Genomic DNA, 17,328 nt, shown 5'->3' with positions numbered 1-17,328 from the left:
ACCCAGAATACCTAGGCATTCTGAGTGTATGAGCGTTACGAGTGGATATTCATCTTTTTTAACTCTTCATTCAAAAGCGGTACCACTTCAAACAAATCACCGACGATTCCATAATCGGCAATTTTGAAGATCTCGGCTTCTGGGTCTTTGTTAATCGCCACAATGACTTTACTGTTAGACATTCCGGCTAAATGCTGAATCGCCCCTGATATCCCGCACGCAATATAGAGATCAGGTGTGACGACCTTACCTGTTTGCCCAATTTGCAGGGCATAATCACAGTAGTCTGCATCACAGGCGCCACGCGAGGCACCGACTGCTGCGCCCAGCGTTTCGGCGAGTTCATTCAGTGGTTCAAACCCTTCCTTGCTCTTGACCCCGCGTCCCCCGGCGACGATGACCTTTGCTTCAGATAAATCTACACCTTCTGACGTTTTTTTAATGACTTCCTTCACGATCGTTCGCAGGTTCTGAATATCGACAGAAACGGGTGTAATGTCTCCGCTTCGTGAGGCATCCCGCTCAAGAGGTGCCACGTTGTTCGGGCGTATAGTCGCCAAAAGCAGACGATCTGTTGAAATCACTTTTTCGAAGGCTTTACCAGAGTAAATCGGTCTAGTGAAAACGAGGTGTTCTCCGGTAACGCTTACATCAATCGCATCTGAAATTAGGCCAGTCTGCAAGCGTGCAGCTATTTTCGGCGACAAGTCTTTTCCGATAGACGTATGGCCAAAGAGTACGGCATCTGGGTCAACCTGATCTAATATCGCTTGAAGCGCCTGCGCAAAACCATCTGATGTATAGTATGAAAGGTGCGGATGCTCCACAATCATGACATGATCCGCTCCATAGTAAAGCAGTTCATTCGCTAGGTCTTTGACGTCTTCCCCTATTAACACGCCAATGACTTCACCGCCATCTGCCAATTGATGAGCGGCAGCAATGGCTTCAAATGTCACATTTCTTAATTTACCGTCACGACTTTCTCCAAGTACAACAACTTTTTTACTCATCTTTCAAGTTCCCCCTTGTTCTCGTGATATCGTAAAGCGGATGTTTAGATGACCTTTGCTTCGTTTCTTAGTAGATCTGTCAGTTCTTTGACTTGATCTTGAAGCTCACCGCTGAGCACCTTGCCACCCTCTTTTTTCTCCGGTAAGAAACGTTCAATTGTTTTGATTTTATATGGTACATCGTCTTCATCAAGATCTAAATCATCAAGTTCCACTTCTTCTAAAGGCTTTTTCTTTGCCTTCATAATGCCTGGTAATGATGGATAGCGAGGCTCATTGAGTCCTTGTTGGGCAGTGACGACAAGCGGGAGCTCGGCAGAAATTACTTCCACGTCACCTTCCGCATCTCGTTCAATCGAAGCAGAGCCTCCGTCAATTTGAATACTTGTAATCGTTGTGACATATGAAAAGCCAAGTAATTCAGCAAGACGCGGGGCAACCTGTCCAGAGCCCCCGTCAATTGCCACATTCCCTGCTAAAATTAAGGAAGCCTCTTTGTCTTTTAAATAGTGGTAAAGAATCGTAGAAGCTGAATATTGATCCCACTCTTCTAAGTCGTCTTCCACATTTAATAAAACGGCTTGATCGCAGCCCATAGCGAGCGCTGTTCTCAGCTGCTTCTCCGCATCCTCACTGCCAACTGTCACAACGGTCACTTCTCCCCCGTGCTCGTCACGAAGCTGGATGGCTTCTTCTATGGCGTACTCGTCATAAGGATTAATAATGAACTCTGCTCCATCTTCTTGAATTGCACCAGACTGAATGGAAATCTTCTCTTCCGTGTCAAACGTACGCTTCATCAAAACAAATATATTCATCCATTTCTCCCCCTTGTGTCGTTCTAATCCCTTATTCCCCTTTAAAATTCGGTTTGCGCTTTTCGATAAAGGCTTGGATACCTTCTTTGGCATCATTCGATTGGAAAATCTCACCGAACTTTTTGGCTTCCAGTTTCATTCCGCCATCATATGAATACAATTTTGTTGCGTTCAATAAATCCAGCACATACTCGAGTGATTTTGGGCTTTTCGTTGCAAATTTTGCCGCAAGTGTTTTGGCTTCTTCAAGCGCCTCTTCCTCTGTTTCTGCCAGCTTTGAAACAAGTCCGCAGGCGAATGCTTCTTCACCTGTAATCGGTTCAGCTGTACCCATCATTTCCAGAGCTTTAGCCGAACCAACATAGCGCGGCAGGCGCTGCGTGCCGCCGAATCCTGGAATGATGCCGAGGTTTAGTTCCGGCAGTCCAAGCTTCGCATCTTTTGTTGCGATTCGGATATCACAAGACATTGCAAGCTCAAGGCCCCCGCCTAATGCAGCTCCGTGAATCGAGGCAATGACTGGTTTTGGACATTGCTCTATCCGTTCAAAGACCTGCTGCCCTCTGTCTGCAAGGCTTGAATAGTCAGACTCTTCCTGTAACGTCGTAAATTCCTTAATATCAGCACCTGCTGAGAAAAATCTTCCTTCTCCGTGGATCACAATGGCTCTTACTTCTTCATTTTGTTCGAGCTGGTCAAACATGTCATTTAGCTCGGTGAGCAGCTGAGAAGATAAGGCGTTTGCTGGTGGATGCTGAATCGTAATAAGTGCTGTCTGTCCTTCATGATGTAAGGTGAGTATCTTTTCCATGTCAATCATCCTTTTTCAAAATGTCTTTAAGATTGATGTATTCCGTTTAAGAGTAGATCACGTACGTTTTCTGCGAGTGCAGGAAGATCATATTTTTGATCATTCATGACCCATGTTGTAGCGGTCTCATCAATCGTCCCAAATACCATTTGTCTCGCTAAGCGGACATCTAGATTTTGTCTAAATTCTCCTGTTTTCTTTCCTTCTGCTAAAATCGACTCGAGCATATTTAAATACCCTTTCAGCACCTCATTGATTTTTTGCCGCAGCTCAAGGTTTGACTGCCTGAGTTCGAGCTGTGTCACAAGAGCCAAATGATGATTTTGCGCAAGCATACGAAAATGCTCCTCAATGAGCAGTAAAAGCTTTTCTTTCGCCGACGGTTTCTTTTGAATATCTGTTTCCATCCGTTCGATGAATTGTCCCATTTTTTCTTTGAACAATGAGATCAAAATATCCTCTTTATTTTTGAAATAAAGATAAATGGTTCCGTCTGCTACCCCTGCTTGTTTCGCAATCTTTGAAACTTGTGATTGATGATAGCCGTTCTCTGCAATCACCACAACTGCTGCATCAATAATTTGCATGTACTTCGGTCTTTTCTGCTTCAATGTGCTTCGTCCCTTTCTAAATTGAATGAGTATTCATTCATAACTTCATGTTAAAAAGAAACGGGCGATTTGTCAAGTGATCTTCTTGTTTCTTTTCCACCTTTAGCATAACAGAGCAGGCGGTCAACATTCAAATCATCCGGCCGGTGGACCGGATGATGCAGACCGTTATGTTTTCGGTTGATCGGCAGGCGTTTCAGATGAAGAAGCGTGCTTTCTTTTTTCTTCTTCAATTAATACTCTGCGCAAAATCTTCCCGACGGCTGTTTTAGGCAGTGATTCTTTAAATTCATACACGCGTGGTACTTTAAATGAGGCAATTCTCGTCCTGACAAAGCGATCAAGTTCGTCCTCTGTTAAGTAGGCATCCTTTTTCGGCACAATAAATGCTTTCACTGTTTCTCCTCTGTACGGATCTGGAATACCTGCGACGACGACTTCTTGTACAAGCTCATGCTCATAAAGGGCTTCTTCGACCTCTCTTGGGTAAATATTATAGCCGCTCGCTATGATGACATCTTTTTTCCGGTCGACGATATAGAAAAAACCGTCCTCATCCATATACCCTATATCTCCGGTGAAAAACCAGCCATCTCGTAATACAGCCGCTGTCTCCTCTGGCTGATTCCAGTATCCCTTCATGATCTGCGGCCCTTTGACAATGATTTCTCCATGCTCATATGGTTCTTTTAGGCCTCCAGTTTCCTCGCAATAAATACCGGCATCTGTATTAGGCCACGGACAGCCAATGCTGCCTGTTTTGTTCGCTCCCCATAAAAAGTTAGCATGGGTGACGGGTGAGGTTTCTGAAAGTCCATACCCTTCCACTAAGCGTCCTCCTGTTAATTTTTCAAAGCTTTGTTTGACTTCTACAGGAAGTGCCGCTGAGCCGCTTAGACATGCAGTGATGGACGACAGGTCATACTTTTCAATGTTCGGATGATGCAGCAAGGCGATATACATTGTTGGTGCGCCTGGAAATAGCGTCGGTTTCTGTTTTTCAATGGTTTTGAGGGTATCTGCGACATCAAAGCGTGGAAGAAGAATCAATTGATGCCCTTCTTTGACAGCAAGGTTTAAGACGGTCGTCATTCCGTAGACATGAAAAAACGGAATGATGCCGAGGATGCGTTCTTTCCCCCTGGTCGTTTTGTACATCCAGGAAGCGCACATTTCAGTATTCGCTAAAATATTTTCATGTGTGAGCATGACCCCTTTTGGTAAACCGGTCGTTCCGCCGGTATATTGCAAAACAGCGACATCCTCTTTCGGCTCAAAGGCAAGTGCGGGAATTTGCTGTTCACCTGCCGATTCTTTCGTGATCTGCGAGAAGTGATGAATGGTGTCATTTTTCTCCACTTGGATGACCATTTTATTTTTTCTTCTTTGCACAATAGGAAACAGTATGTTTTTCGGGAATGGTAAATAATCTTGTAGTTTGGTAATGATTAAGTGTTCCATACTTGTCAGCGCTTTCATTTTATAAGCCTTTGGATACAACAGATCTAGCGTGATCAGCACTTTGGCGCCGCTGTCCTCCATTTGATATTCCAGTTCTTTCTCCGTATAAAGCGGGTTTGTTTGAACAACGATGCCGCCTGCTATTAAAACAGCATAATAAGAAATGACCGATTGAGGGCAGTTCGGCAGCATGATCGCTACTCTGTCGCCTTTTTTTACGCCAATTTTCATCAGATGACTGGCTAGTTTCAATACGTCTTTTTGCAGCTGTTCATAGGTGATGTTCTTTCCTAGAAAATGAATGGCTGTATGCTCAGGTGCAGCCTCTGCGGAGCTGAATAAGTAAGATTGTAATGTTTCATTTGGGATGGTGAGTTCGTGGGGAATTTGATTCGGGTAATGCAGAAGCCAACGTTTATCTGACTGCATAAAAACCCTCCTTCCTGAACTTTCGTACTATTTTATTATAGCAAACTTTTCCTTAGGACAGTTTGCTTTTTTCTAATAGAGCTTGGTTCAATTGCACACGTTTACTTTTTCGCCGGTGTTTCTATAGAGGCTCTTTTTCCTTCATGATGCCACTGTTCATATAAACCGCCGATTGCACGAAATGACTCGTTGACTCTTTCCACGATCTGTTGATGGATACTAGGGTCATTCGGTAAATGCGTCTGGATGTTGTCGACTTGATGCTTCCTCATCATGTCAATGTAAACCGTGAGAAAAATGGTGTCTTCTAAAATCCAGTAAATAACTTCATCCGCCACTTTTGTTCTTTTATGCAGCATTTTCATCCCTCGTTCATATTGAATGAGGATATAACCACTCGAATCGATCTGAATATAGGGACTCAAATCATCAAAAAATCCTGACGTTTGAAATGGACGTGCAATATACGGTTCGTATATGTCTCTTGGAAGGGATGTCATTTGAAGACAAGTATCAATGCGCTTGATCAGTTCGTCTTTTTGCAGAATGTGCTTCATGTCATTCGCCGCCTTTGATGAGATAAAAGCTGCCAAGGGGTTCCCTGACAGCTTTCTAACGTTGTTTTTTTCATTTCACAGGAACAGATAAACGGCACCAATGACCGCAAAAGTGCAGGCAACTACGATTAATACTTTTGCTAGCTTTTCCATGTCGTCTCCTTAAATGCCGGCTGCTACTACGTAAGACAGCCCAACTGAAATGATGAGTGAAATAAACCCGACCGCTCTATTATCATTTTCAATCTCTTTGTCTACTTTAAATCGCGGTGTTAAAAATTCAAAAATGAAATAGCTGACAAGCAGCATCACAAAGCCGTATACGCCCCATCCAACCATTTGAAGAAGGGAATTGTGCTGTGCGATGGAATGCTGAAACACATTCGCAATCCCAAAGATCTTCCCGCCTGTTGCCATAGCAACAGCTAAGTTCCCCCGCTGGATCTCTTCCCAGTTTTTATAGGAGGTGACGAGTTCAAAAATGGTTAGAAATAAGACGAGACATAGGACGGCCACGCTGTAATAGGCGGCAATTTCCACAAGTTCATTTTCCCAAAAGGCTTTCATGCGTTTTCTCCTTTTTACTTTAATTCGACGATGGTGACGCCTGATCCTCCCTCACCTTGTTCGCCAAAACGAGCATTTTTCACACTTCGGTGCTGTTTCAGTAATTCCTGAACCCCTTTTCTGAGGGCGCCAGTTCCTTTTCCGTGAATAATCGACACGCGCGGATAACCAGCTAATACAGCATCATCTAAATATTTTTCGACTCTGCTTAAGGCATTTTCATAACGCTCTCCTCTTAAATCGAGCTCAAGCGAGACATGATAGTCTTTCCCTTTGACTGCCGTGATGGCTTTTTCTTGCTTAAATTCAGGTGCTGATTTGATAAATTCCATGTCTTTTTCTTTTACTTTCATTTTCAGAATGCCCATTTGGACACTCCATTCTTTGTCACCTGTTTGTTCAAGCAGCGTTCCTTTTTGCCCGAAGGTGAGCACTTTGACTTCGTCGCCTGACTTCAGCTGTCTTACTGCTTTTTTCGCTGGCTCTGGCTTTTTCTTCCGGTCAAACTCAGGGACCGCTTCTTCAAGACGCTTTCTCGCATCGATGAGTTCATGCTCTTTGAATGAGCGATGCTCACTTTTTATCGAACGCAGCTCTTGAATGATATCTTCTGCTTCTTTTGATGCTTGTTCAATTTTCTCTTTCGCTTTATGTTCAGCTTCTTCGAGCAGTTTGTCCTTTTGCTCATTCCATTCAAGAATTTGTCTTTGCAATTCTTTATGAAGCTTTTCTGCTTCTTTTCTATAGACTTCTGTCTCATGCAGTTCTTCTTCTGCTTGTTTCTTGCTATCTTCTAATGACGCAATCATTTGGTCTACTTCATTATGCTCTGCATGCATATCTGCTTTTGCCCGGTCTATGAGGTGGTCAGGCAAACCAAGACGTTTGGAAATTTCAAATGCGTTACTTCGTCCAGGCACACCGATGAGCAGGCGGTACGTTGGTGATAAAGTTTCAATGTCAAACTCCACGCTTGCATTCGTGACGCCTTCCCGGTTATACCCATATGCCTTCAGCTCGGGATAATGAGTCGTTGCGATGACGCGTGCATTAGTTTGATGCACTTCATCTAAAATGCTCATCGCAAGTGCCGCACCTTCAGCTGGGTCTGTTCCTGCCCCTAATTCATCAAATAACACGAGTGAGTTAGATGTCAAATGCTTTAAGATATCTACAATATTGACCATATGAGATGAGAACGTACTCAAGCTTTGTTCAATGGACTGTTCGTCTCCAATATCAGCAAAGACTTGGTCGAACACAGCCACTTCAGAGCCTTCTTCAACTGGAATATGGAGGCCCGCCTGTGTCATCAGCGTCAGAAGACCCAGCGTTTTTAAAGTAACTGTCTTCCCCCCTGTATTTGGTCCAGTAATCACGATCGTTGAAAAATCTTTGCCGAGCTCAATATCATTTGCGACAACTTGATCCCGAGGCAATAGAGGATGTCTTGCTCGTTTTAAATAGATCTCTCCTTGATCATTCACAGCAGGCTTTGTGGCTTTTTCTGCCTTTGCATATTTAGCTTTAGCAAAAATAAAATCTAGCGTCTGCAGCTCCTTTACATTGTGAAGCAGTTCCCCAATGTGCTCTGACACGCTCTCTGTCAGCATTTGGAGGATCTTTTCAACCTCTTGCTTCTCTTTTAAACGGGTTTGCTGCAAGGTGTTATTTACATCCACGACCACTTGCGGCTCAATAAAAAGTGTTGCCCCAGATGATGATTGGTCATGAACAATTCCGCCGTAATTCGAGCGGTACTCTTGCTTCACCGGAATAACAAACCGATCATTACGAATGGTGACAATTGTGTCTGACAGCATTTTCGAAGCCGATTGTGAACGAATCATCGATTCTAATTTATCACGAACCTTTGATTCTAGTGAGCGTAATTGAATGCGCAATGAACGAAGTGCAGGGGTTGCATGATCAAGCACTTCTCCATTATCACCAATACAGCTTTCGATTTCTTTTCTGATTTCAGGCAGTAATATCAGCGTCTCAGCATATGTATGAAGGCGCGGTATGTCTACTCCATCTTCATACATGGACGTGAGAAAGTGCTTCATATTTTTCACCGCATATAATAGTCCTGCGATTTCCATCAGCTCAGATGGGCTTAATGTACTGCCGATTTCTGCCCGTTTAACTGCGCGTCTAATATCCGTTAACCCGCCAAATGGCGCAGACCCCTTTAAGCGAATCACATCTTGTGCTTCTGCTACCTCTTCCAGCAAATGCTGAATGGTTTCTATATCCGTCAGAGGTGTTAAATCCTGCGCTCTTTCTTTTCCTAATGTGGATGCGGTATAGGACATCACTTTTTCTTTTACTTTATGAAATTCTAATGATGCTAACACTTTTTGTTGCAGCATGGTCCAGCCTCCTAACGACTACCTGTCACGCGTTAAAAACTTTTTGATCTCGTTTAGAGTAAAAGTATTCACGACATTTGCTTTTGGTGTCCAGCCTTTTCTTGCAGCTGTTACACCGACTTCCATATGTTCCAGCATGGCGATGTTGTGCGCATCTGTATTGATCATGATGTGCACACCCGCTTCATTTGCTTTCATTAAATGCTCTGTTTTCAAATCAAGTCTTGACGGATTACTGTTGAGCTCAAGTGCAGTGCCCGTTTTCTTCGCAAGCTCTATGAGCTGATCTATATTTAGGGCATAGCCATCCCGTCTGCCGATCAAACGGCCTGTTGGATGTGCAATTAAATCGACATGCTGATTTCGCAAGGCATTTTCAAGGCGTTCCATAATGACTTCCTCCGGCTGAGAGAAGCTAGAATGAATAGACGCAATGACAAAATCCATGTCTTTTAAAAAGTCATCATCATAATCTAACGATCCATCCGGCAGGATATCCATTTCGACCCCTTTGAAAATGTGAAAATGCTCGAATTCCTGATTAAGCTTGTCAATTTCTTTAGCTTGCAGACGCAAACGTTCTTTTGTTAAACCGTTGGCTACTTTTAAATATTGCGAGTGGTCTGTAATGGCCATGTATTCATAGCCTTTTGCGATACATGCTTCCGCCATTTCACGAATAGAGAATGCTCCGTCACTCCATGTCGAGTGCATATGAAGGTCGCCTTTGATATCTTTCAGTTCTACAAACTGCATACTTTCTTTATACGTATCAATCTCCGCTCCGGTTTCACGAATTTCTGGCGGAATGAGCGGAAGTTGAAAATGCGCATAAAAAGCGCTCTCGTCTTCAAACGTTTTCACTTCTCCAGTTTCAATCGTTTCCACACCATATTCGCTAATGCGCTCTCCGCGTTCCTTCGCAAGCTGACGCATTCGAATATTGTGATCTTTTGAGCCAGTGAAATGGTGCAGCGTAGTCGCGAATTGGTCTGATGTCACAAGCCGGAAGTCCACACTGATCTCAAAATCAAGGGCAAGAATGACAGATACCTTCGTATCACCGCTTGCGATGACATCTTTCACATCATCAAGTGCAACGAGCTGCTCTCTTACTTGCTCAGGATCATCTGTCGCAATGATATAATCTAAATCTTTCACAGTTTCACGTGCACGTCTTAAACTGCCAGCTCTTGAAAAACGGATGATACCTTTCGTCTCTTCAAGCGCATGATCAATCCGCTCTGCCACATCTAATGCAAAGCCAATTGGCAGTCGTTCCGGCTGCTTTCCCGCTTCCTCAAGAGCCGCGAGAATCTTTTCTTCTGTTTTTTTGCCAAAGCCAGCAAGTGCTTGTACCTTTTCCGCTTCGCATGCTTCTCTTAGCGACTGTGCATCGTGGACGCCAAGCTCTTGGTAAAGCTTAGCGATCTTCTTCCCGCCAAGTCCTGGTAATTTTAAGAGCGGGACAAGTCCTTCAGGCACTTCCTTTTTTAATTGTTCGAGTGTTTCTGATTGTCCTTTTTCGATATACTCAGTGATCACAGCAAAGGTTCCTTTTCCAATGCCGGGTAATGCTAATAGATCATCTATTTGAGAAAGGCTGCGGTCATCTTGTTCCAGTGCCGCTGCTGCTTTACGAAAGGCAGAAATCTTAAAAGGATTATCTCCTTTCAGCTCCATATATACTGCAATTGTTTCAAGAAGTTTGATAATATCTTTTTTATTCATCTCTCATCCTCCAGCCGCTTTGGCATCTTCCTTTATAAATATACAAACTTTTCCTTCATCCTACAACTTTCTGTCATGGAATGAGAAAAAACTTCTCCAAGAAAGGAGAAGTTTTTAAACTCCATACGTCGTCCATAAGTCTTTGACAAGACTGGACAGATAAGGGGTGTTGCCTACGATCACATCTGCTAATATGGATTTGCTCATCATTGTTTGCAGTGCATCGACTGGAAGTAATGCAGCGACAAACAAGAGAATAAACACAAATAGATAGGTTTCAAGAAATCCTAAAACACCGCCAAGCAGTTTGTTGACCTGCTTAATCACAGGTATACTTGCAATGGTTGTGAGCAATCCGCCAATGATGGCGAGCAGGATTTTGGTCAAGATAAACAGAATGATAAACGCAATGGTATTATAATAAGCTGTTTCTAGATTCCCACTAAAGAAAGCGAGCTGCGCTTGACCGCCGCTAAAATTAGGCGCTGGAATCCACGTAAGCTGTGGTGCAAGTGACTGATAAAACATGGAAGCCACTAAGATAGAAACAACAAAGCTGATCAATTTAATCAATTGAAGAATAAACCCACGTTTTAGACCGACAAGCGTTCCCATAAGAAGCAAAAACAAAATGATGATATCGATCACGGTAATTTCATTCCTTTTCTTTAAGCTGAATCTCTAGTTTTTCGTATTGCTCTTTTAATTTCAAGTAGTCGTGGACGACATTGACTGCTGTCAGTACAGCTAATTTGTTTATATCAAGGTATGGATTTTTTTCATTTATTTCTCTCATTTTATCATCAACAATTGAAGCAACGTGTCGCATATGCATCTTCGTTTCTTGACCGATGATCGTATAGGACTGTCCGTAAATCTCAACTGTTGTTTTCGTTTTACCGCCGTCAGACAACGTTTCTCCTCCATTCCACGAGAATCCTAGTCTCTATCATAACATGTTTAGACATTGAATGGAAAGACGAGCCCTTCCCTGTTATGGTACACTTTAGAAATCAATGATATCAAGGTAAAAAGGAGTTATCCACTGTGCCCCAATCCGTCTTAAAAGCAACATCAGAAGACCTTAAAAAGATGAAGAGCGCGTATGCGCACCACTTAACTGATACTTTACCACCAGGCGCCCTTTTTCAAGCAAAGGTTCCTGGCTGTACGATTACAGCCTATCGATCTGGAAAAGTGCTGTTTCAAGGACAAAAGGCAGAAGCTGAAGCCAGTCAATTCAGCCATTTAAAAGCAGCTGATACGAAAAGTCAAAAAGCACCTGCTGTCACAAAATACAGTCCGCCGTCAGGAATTGCTTCTATGTCCGTCATCGGTTCAGATGAAGTAGGAACAGGTGATTATTTTGGACCGATGACGGTCTGTGCCGCCTATGTTGATGCCAGCCAGCTTGCTCTCATGAAAGAGCTTGGCGTAAAAGACTCAAAAGGTCTAAAGGACCCGCAGATTATCAATATTGCCAAAGATCTCATCAAAACCATTCCGTTCAGCCTTCTCGTGCTCCGAAATGAAAAGTACAATGCGATGCAGGAAAAGGGCATGAGTCAAGGAAAAATGAAGGCGCTGCTTCATAACCAAGTCATTACCTCTGTGCTAGAAAAACTAGACGGGAAGCAGCCCGAAGCCATTTTGATTGACCAATTTGCAGAACCGGGCATTTATTTCAAGCATCTTGCAGGGAAAAAAATCATTCGGGAGCGGACGTACTTTAGCACAAAAGCAGAAGGCATTCATTTGTCAGTTGCTGCGGCTTCCATTATTGCAAGGTACGCCTTTTTAATTGAAATGGATAAGTTGTCAAAAGCAGCAGGCTTTGACATTCCAAAAGGAGCCGGTCCTCATGTGGACAAGGCGGCAGCGAAGCTCATCAAGCTGCACGGCGAAGATTCTTTACGTCAATTTACAAAGCTGCATTTTGCCAACACACAAAAAGCGAAAAAATGGTTATAAAAAAGAGCTAAGGCCCATAAGGCCATAGCTCTTTTTTTCTTTAACCGCGCAAGACGGCTTGATACGTATCTTCTAATGCTTTCAATACTTTTGTATGAACAGCCGTCACTTCTTCCTCTGTCAATGTTTGCTCCGGATTTAAATATTGGAGAGAGAATGCAACGGATTTTTTGCCTTCTTCCATATGTTCACCCTCATACACATCAAAGACGGATAGGTCTGTCAATAAATCCCCGCCTGCCTCATAGATGACCCGCTCCAGCTGTCCGCTTGAGATATGCTGATCTACAACAAGTGCAATATCTCTTGTCACAGCAGGGAATCTCGGAATCGCTGTATATTTCATATCCTTCGATTCAGACGTCATCACATCTGTTAAATCAAACTCGAAAACATATGTTTCTTTTAAATCTAATTCCTTTTCAATGACTGGATGCAGTGCAGCAACAAACCCAATGACTTTTCCATTTAAATGAACATCTGCTGTACGACCTGGGTGAAGACCCTCACGCTCTGCTTGAACATATGTGATTTGGTCTGATACACCAAGCTTTTCAAATAGACCTTCTGCAATTCCTTTCGCTACATAAAAATCGACGGCTTTTTTCTCGCCCTGCCAAAGATTTTTATGCCATAAGCCTGTCAGCGCACCAGCGACATGCTCTTTTTCCACTGGTTTTTCTCCTTCAGCTTCTGCTAAGAACACAGAACCCGTTTCATAAAAGCCAAATGAATCAGCTTGTCTTGCCAAGTTATATGCAACAGAATCAAGTAAGTTTGGCAGAAGACTTTGTCTGAGCACACTTCGTTCTTCACTCATTGGCAGGGAAAGCCTCGTTTTATAAGCTGGATTCAGTGCAAAAGCTGTAGACTTATGCTGATTTGTCAATGAATACGTGATCGCTTGAGAAAGACCTGCGCCTTCTAAGAAACGTCTAACCTTCCTGCGCTTCACTTGATACGGCGTGAGACCGCCAACTGTACCAGCTGTCGCAGGCAGTGTAGACGGAATATTATCATAGCCGTATAATCTGGCAACTTCTTCAATGAGGTCTTCTTCAATCGTGATATCCATTCTACGAGAAGGAACCGTTACGACAAGAACGTCATTTGATTCGCCCACTGTAAAACCAAGTTTGTTGAAAATTTGCATCATATCTTTTTTTGAAATGCTCATGCCAAGCACCTTATTCACACGCTCAGTTGATACGTGGATGACATTCATACTTGCTTCAAGGTGGTTTTCCTCCACAGTCCCGCTTAGCACTTCACCACCTGCATAGAGACTGATCAATTGCGCTGCTCTTTCGGCTGCAGGTTTTGTACGCTGCGGGTCAAGTCCTTTTTCAAATCGTGTGCTTGATTCACTGCGAAGCCCTAAGTCTCTAGATGCTTGACGGACCGTTTGACCGTTGAAATATGCCGCTTCTAAAAGAATCGTTGTCGTCTCATCACGCACCTCAGATTCAAGACCGCCCATGACGCCTGCTACAGCGTGCGCTTTCGTCCCATTAGTGATCACTAGATGCTTTGATGACAATGTACGTTCTTGTTCATCCAGTGTTTGAATGATTTCGCTATCAGACGCTTTACGTACGACCACCTGCTTTGAACCAAAGCGGTCATAATCAAATGCATGAAGCGGCTGACCGTATTCAAGCAGTACAAAGTTTGTAATATCGACGACGTTGTTAATTGGTCGAATGCCTGCATTCATCAATCTTGTTTGAATCCAAAGCGGTGCTGGGCCAACCTTTATATTTTTAATGATCTTCGCTGCATAAAGTGGATTTGCTTCTTGATCCTCAATTTTCACAGAGATAAAGTCTGCTGCTTTTTCTGAAGAGGTGTCATGTGCTGTATCAGGAAGTTTGATGTCTCTCCCTAAAATGGCTGCAACCTCATAAGCCACACCGAGCATATTCAGGGCATCCGCACGGTTTGGTGTTAAACCAAGCTCAAGTACCGCATCGTCTAATTGAAGTGCCTGAAGGGCATCATCTCCGGGTTTGACGTCATTTGGGAAAACAAAAATGCCTTCTGCATATTCCTTTGGTACGAGTTTGCTTTCTACGCCTAATTCTTGCAGAGAACAAATCATGCCATGAGACTCTTCGCCACGCAGCTTTGCTTTTTTAATTTTAAAGTTCCCTGGAAGGACTGCGCCAACCGTTGCGACGGCCACATATTGTCCTTTATCCACATTCGGAGCCCCGCAAATAATTTGCACTGGAGCGTCTTCGCCGATATCAACAAGACATTTGTTTAATTTATCCGCATTTGGGTGCTGTTCACGCTCAATGACATGTCCAACGACAACCCCTTTGATGCCTTCTCCTTTATATTCAACGGCTTCCACTTCAATTCCGCTTCTTGTGATCTTTTCTGCTAATTCATCCGGCTGAATGCCTTCTAAATCGACATAGTCTTCTAACCATTTATATGAAACAAACATGTTGATTTCCTCCTCTTAGTCCTGCTTGAATTGCTTTGTGAATCTAATATCATTTGTGTAGAAATGGCGAATATCATCAATGCCGTATTTTAGCATCGCAATACGTTCAACACCCATTCCAAAAGCAAAGCCTTGGTAAGTTTCTGGATCAAATCCGCTCATTTTCAGGACATTTGGATGAACCATCCCTGCTCCTAAAATCTCTATCCAGCCTGTTCCTTTACATACTGAACAGCCCTTTCCGCCGCATTTAAAGCAAGACACATCGACTTCGACAGATGGTTCTGTGAATGGGAAAAAGCTTGGACGGAGTCTAATTTCACGATCTTCACCAAACATTTTTCTTGCGACTGTCTCAAGCGTTCCTTTTAGATCACTCATGCTAATATTGTGATCGACAACAAGGCCTTCAATCTGCATGAATTGATGTGAATGAGTCGCGTCATCACTGTCTCGTCTATATACTTTCCCAGGGCAGATGATCTTCACAGGACCTTGTCCTTTATATTTTTCGAGTGTACGTGCTTGAACTGGTGACGTTTGTGTTCTCATCAGTGTATCCTCGGTAATATAGAAGCTGTCCTGCATATCACGTGCTGGATGCTCCTTTGGAAGATTCAGCGCTTCAAAGTTATAATAATCCGTTTCCACCTCAGGACCTTCCTCAACGGTATAGCCCATACCAATAAATAAATCTTCAATATCTTCGACAACTATTGTTAATGGATGTCTTGCCCCTATTTTGATTGGGCTTGCTGGCAATGTAACATCAATCGTTTGAGACGCAAGTTTCTTCTTCACTTCTTCTTTTTCCAGCTGTTCATTTTTTTCAGCAATGGCATTTGCAATCTGCTCTCTTACTTCGTTTGCGAGTGCGCCCATTTTCGGTCTTTCTTCTGCGGAGAGCTTGCCCATTCCGCGAAGCACCTCTGTGATTGGCCCTTTTTTCCCTAAATATTGAACACGAATGTCATTGACTTCTTTGAGCGAGCTAGCTGCTTCAACCTTCGCTATCGCCTCTGTTTCAAGCTGTTTTAACGTTTCTTGCATGAGTGTAATCCTCCTTTTGATATACAAAACCGTCTGGATAAACGGCTGTTTGATCGTTTGAAGACAATAAAAAAACCCGTCCCTCTAAAAAAGAAGGGACGAGTTGTGGTCGCGGTACCACCCTTGTTAAGCACAAATGCATGTGCGAATAAGCTTCATTGACATAACGGAATCAAACGAATCCGGTTCACCTTTACGCAAAGCTTGCGGTCCCGGTGACAACTCCAGAGGTGAATTCCTGTTTCAGCATTCCTTAAATGCACTTTCAGTCTACGATGCATTCTCCCTATAAGGACGCTCCTTGAAACAATCTTCCTCTATCATGGTTTTTAAAATATTAGTTTCATTATAGTGAAAATAAGCGCATGTTGCAACACTATCCACGCAAATGATAGACGAGAACAGCTGCTGCAACAGCCACATTTAATGATTCTGCCTGACCATACATCGGCACATATAAATTCTGGTCTGTCATTTGCAGAATCTCTTGGTCAATCCCTGCTCCTTCATTGCCAACAATTAATGCAAAAGGACCTTCTGCCGTTACGCTTCTATACGCTTTCGCATTTTTCAAGGCGCTTCCGTATACAGGTATGCCTTGCTCCTTACATGCTTGTATTGCCTGCTGAAGGGTTTGCTTTAAAATTGGCAGGTGGAAATGCGATCCTTGTGCTGAACGGAGCGTTTTTCCGTTAAACGCATCGACTGTTCCATCACCTAAGATTACAGCATCAAGACCAGCGGCATCTGCTGTCCGAATGAGTGTGCCTAGATTTCCTGGGTCCTGCACTGCATCTAACAGAAGAAGTCGTTCATACTTCTTTTCTTCAAATACAGGAACTGTACAAACCGCCGCGATGTGCTGAGGCGTTTCCGTTTCGGTCATGGCAGAAAAGGCTTCTTCGCTCAGTTCATAAAGTTCAATGTCAGGATCGATATGAGAAGGAAGCTTATCAGGCGATGTGACCATTAATTCTTTCACAACTCCGCTCTTCAATGCTTCTTCGACTAAGTGTATTCCCTCAACGAGAAACAGCCCCGTTTTCGTACGTTCTTTTTTCGTATGGAGCTTTTTCCACTGTTTGATGTTTGTGTTTTTAGCTGATTCTATATATTTCAAGCGATTTTAACTCCTTTAAATATCATGAATTTATTATATCTCATGCACACTACATAATAAACCTGTCTTTGAGACAGAATAGGGCTATTACCATCAAAAAAGGAGTGTGGGCAATGGATTTTAATTTAAGAGGCGCAGTCATTCAAAATATCACTGGCCATAATCAAGAGCAGCTTGAACATACGATTTTAGATGCCATTCAAAGCGGCGAGGAAAAAATGCTGCCAGGCCTTGGCGTGTTGTTCGAGGTGCTATGGCAAGAAGCATCAGAAAACGAGAAGAACGAGATCCTCGAGACACTAGAGCAAGGCTTAAAGCCTCATCAGCAGCAATAAAAGAAGCCGGTTTGCTTATCACAG

16 protein-coding genes are annotated in these 17,328 nt (G+C 43.2%); 2 read left to right on the top strand and 14 right to left on the bottom strand.

All coding sequences use genetic code 11. The features are described 5' to 3' along the window. Positions 1-35 precede the first annotated feature (35 nt). The 11 genes from C6Y02_RS10500 to zapA form a co-directional block, all read right to left on the bottom strand. Positions 36-1,013, bottom strand: a complete 978-nt coding sequence (locus C6Y02_RS10500) for an electron transfer flavoprotein subunit alpha/FixB family protein (protein ID WP_106031206.1) — start codon at positions 1,011-1,013, stop codon at positions 36-38. A 44-nt stretch (positions 1,014-1,057) separates the two neighbouring features. Beyond that, entirely contained in the window at positions 1,058-1,831 is a 774-nt protein-coding gene (locus tag C6Y02_RS10495; protein ID WP_060596961.1) for an electron transfer flavoprotein subunit beta/FixA family protein, read from the bottom strand. Positions 1,832-1,862: 31 nt separating this feature from the next. Further along, positions 1,863-2,642, bottom strand: a complete 780-nt coding sequence (locus C6Y02_RS10490; protein ID WP_060596962.1) for an enoyl-CoA hydratase — start codon at positions 2,640-2,642, stop codon at positions 1,863-1,865. Positions 2,643-2,668: 26 nt separating this feature from the next. Next, positions 2,669-3,253 (bottom strand): fatty acid metabolism transcriptional regulator FadR, encoded by a 585-nt coding sequence (gene fadR / locus C6Y02_RS10485; RefSeq protein ID WP_003216590.1) that lies wholly within the window; start codon positions 3,251-3,253, stop codon positions 2,669-2,671. Positions 3,254-3,421: 168 nt separating this feature from the next. Continuing rightward, positions 3,422-5,143, bottom strand: coding sequence for an AMP-binding protein (locus C6Y02_RS10480; RefSeq protein ID WP_060596963.1), 1,722 nt, complete (start codon positions 5,141-5,143; stop codon positions 3,422-3,424). A gap of 101 nt (positions 5,144-5,244) precedes the next feature. Continuing rightward, positions 5,245-5,700: an immunity 63 family protein gene (locus tag C6Y02_RS10475; protein WP_066030575.1), complete on the bottom strand. Its 456-nt coding sequence runs from the start codon at positions 5,698-5,700 to the stop codon at positions 5,245-5,247. A gap of 162 nt (positions 5,701-5,862) precedes the next feature. Then, entirely contained in the window at positions 5,863-6,267 is a 405-nt protein-coding gene (locus C6Y02_RS10470) for a DUF350 domain-containing protein (protein WP_007501637.1), read from the bottom strand. A gap of 14 nt (positions 6,268-6,281) precedes the next feature. Continuing rightward, complete coding sequence (locus C6Y02_RS10465; protein WP_034662047.1) at positions 6,282-8,639, bottom strand: endonuclease MutS2; 2,358 nt, start codon at positions 8,637-8,639, stop codon at positions 6,282-6,284. Between the two features lie 21 nt (positions 8,640-8,660). Further along, positions 8,661-10,373 carry a DNA polymerase/3'-5' exonuclease PolX gene (polX, locus tag C6Y02_RS10460; protein WP_106031205.1) on the bottom strand — a complete coding sequence of 571 codons (1,713 nt, stop codon included), beginning with the start codon at positions 10,371-10,373 and terminating at the stop codon, positions 8,661-8,663. A 114-nt stretch (positions 10,374-10,487) separates the two neighbouring features. After that, positions 10,488-11,021: a CvpA family protein gene (locus C6Y02_RS10455; RefSeq protein ID WP_034661786.1), complete on the bottom strand. Its 534-nt coding sequence runs from the start codon at positions 11,019-11,021 to the stop codon at positions 10,488-10,490. Positions 11,022-11,028: 7 nt separating this feature from the next. Continuing rightward, a complete protein-coding gene (gene zapA, locus C6Y02_RS10450; RefSeq protein WP_012010831.1) occupies positions 11,029-11,286 on the bottom strand; it encodes a cell division protein ZapA in 258 nt (85 codons plus the stop codon). Positions 11,287-11,465: 179 nt separating this feature from the next. On the opposite strand from zapA, the gene rnhC reads away from it, so the two are divergent. Further along, positions 11,466-12,344, top strand: a complete 879-nt coding sequence (gene rnhC / locus C6Y02_RS10445) for a ribonuclease HIII (protein ID WP_411265976.1) — start codon at positions 11,466-11,468, stop codon at positions 12,342-12,344. Between the two features lie 40 nt (positions 12,345-12,384). Here rnhC and pheT read toward each other — a convergent pair whose 3' ends face one another. The 3 genes from pheT to C6Y02_RS10430 all read right to left on the bottom strand — a co-directional run bounded on the left by pheT (position 12,385) and on the right by C6Y02_RS10430 (position 16,969). Further along, a complete protein-coding gene (pheT, locus tag C6Y02_RS10440) occupies positions 12,385-14,799 on the bottom strand; it encodes a phenylalanine--tRNA ligase subunit beta (protein WP_106031203.1) in 2,415 nt (804 codons plus the stop codon). Between the two features lie 15 nt (positions 14,800-14,814). Next, entirely contained in the window at positions 14,815-15,849 is a 1,035-nt protein-coding gene (pheS, locus tag C6Y02_RS10435) for a phenylalanine--tRNA ligase subunit alpha (RefSeq protein ID WP_106031202.1), read from the bottom strand. Positions 15,850-16,225: 376 nt separating this feature from the next. Beyond that, positions 16,226-16,969, bottom strand: coding sequence for a TrmH family RNA methyltransferase (locus C6Y02_RS10430; RefSeq protein WP_066030572.1), 744 nt, complete (start codon positions 16,967-16,969; stop codon positions 16,226-16,228). Between the two features lie 113 nt (positions 16,970-17,082). Between C6Y02_RS10430 and sspI the strand changes: the two genes are divergently transcribed. Beyond that, complete coding sequence (gene sspI, locus C6Y02_RS10425) at positions 17,083-17,304, top strand: small acid-soluble spore protein SspI (protein ID WP_003216243.1); 222 nt, start codon at positions 17,083-17,085, stop codon at positions 17,302-17,304. The last annotated feature ends 24 nt before the right edge of the window (positions 17,305-17,328 follow it).

It is taken from the genome of Bacillus sp. NMCC4, from assembly GCF_002998555.1.
Lineage (GTDB): Bacteria > Bacillota > Bacilli > Bacillales > Bacillaceae > Bacillus.
Note: the sequence above shows the minus strand (reverse complement) of the source record. Positions and strands in the feature narration are given on the sequence as shown.

Excerpts from the sequence above, each read along its gene's own strand:
- C6Y02_RS10480 (WP_060596963.1), bottom strand. The coding sequence starts at position 5,143 with ATGCAGTCAGATAAACGTTGGCTTCTGCATTACCCGAATCAAATTCCC.
- sspI (WP_003216243.1), top strand. The coding sequence starts at position 17,083 with ATGGATTTTAATTTAAGAGGCGCAGTCATTCAAAATATCACTGGCCAT.
- C6Y02_RS10475 (WP_066030575.1), bottom strand. The coding sequence starts at position 5,700 with ATGAAGCACATTCTGCAAAAAGACGAACTGATCAAGCGCATTGATACT.
- C6Y02_RS10470 (WP_007501637.1), bottom strand. The coding sequence starts at position 6,267 with ATGAAAGCCTTTTGGGAAAATGAACTTGTGGAAATTGCCGCCTATTAC.
- C6Y02_RS10495 (WP_060596961.1), bottom strand. The coding sequence starts at position 1,831 with ATGAATATATTTGTTTTGATGAAGCGTACGTTTGACACGGAAGAGAAG.
- polX (WP_106031205.1), bottom strand. The coding sequence starts at position 10,373 with ATGAATAAAAAAGATATTATCAAACTTCTTGAAACAATTGCAGTATAT.
- rnhC (WP_411265976.1), top strand. The coding sequence starts at position 11,466 with ATGAAGAGCGCGTATGCGCACCACTTAACTGATACTTTACCACCAGGC.
- C6Y02_RS10490 (WP_060596962.1), bottom strand. The coding sequence starts at position 2,642 with ATGGAAAAGATACTCACCTTACATCATGAAGGACAGACAGCACTTATT.
- C6Y02_RS10500 (WP_106031206.1), bottom strand. The coding sequence starts at position 1,013 with ATGAGTAAAAAAGTTGTTGTACTTGGAGAAAGTCGTGACGGTAAATTA.
- pheS (WP_106031202.1), bottom strand. The coding sequence starts at position 15,849 with ATGCAAGAAACGTTAAAACAGCTTGAAACAGAGGCGATAGCGAAGGTT.
- pheT (WP_106031203.1), bottom strand. The coding sequence starts at position 14,799 with ATGTTTGTTTCATATAAATGGTTAGAAGACTATGTCGATTTAGAAGGC.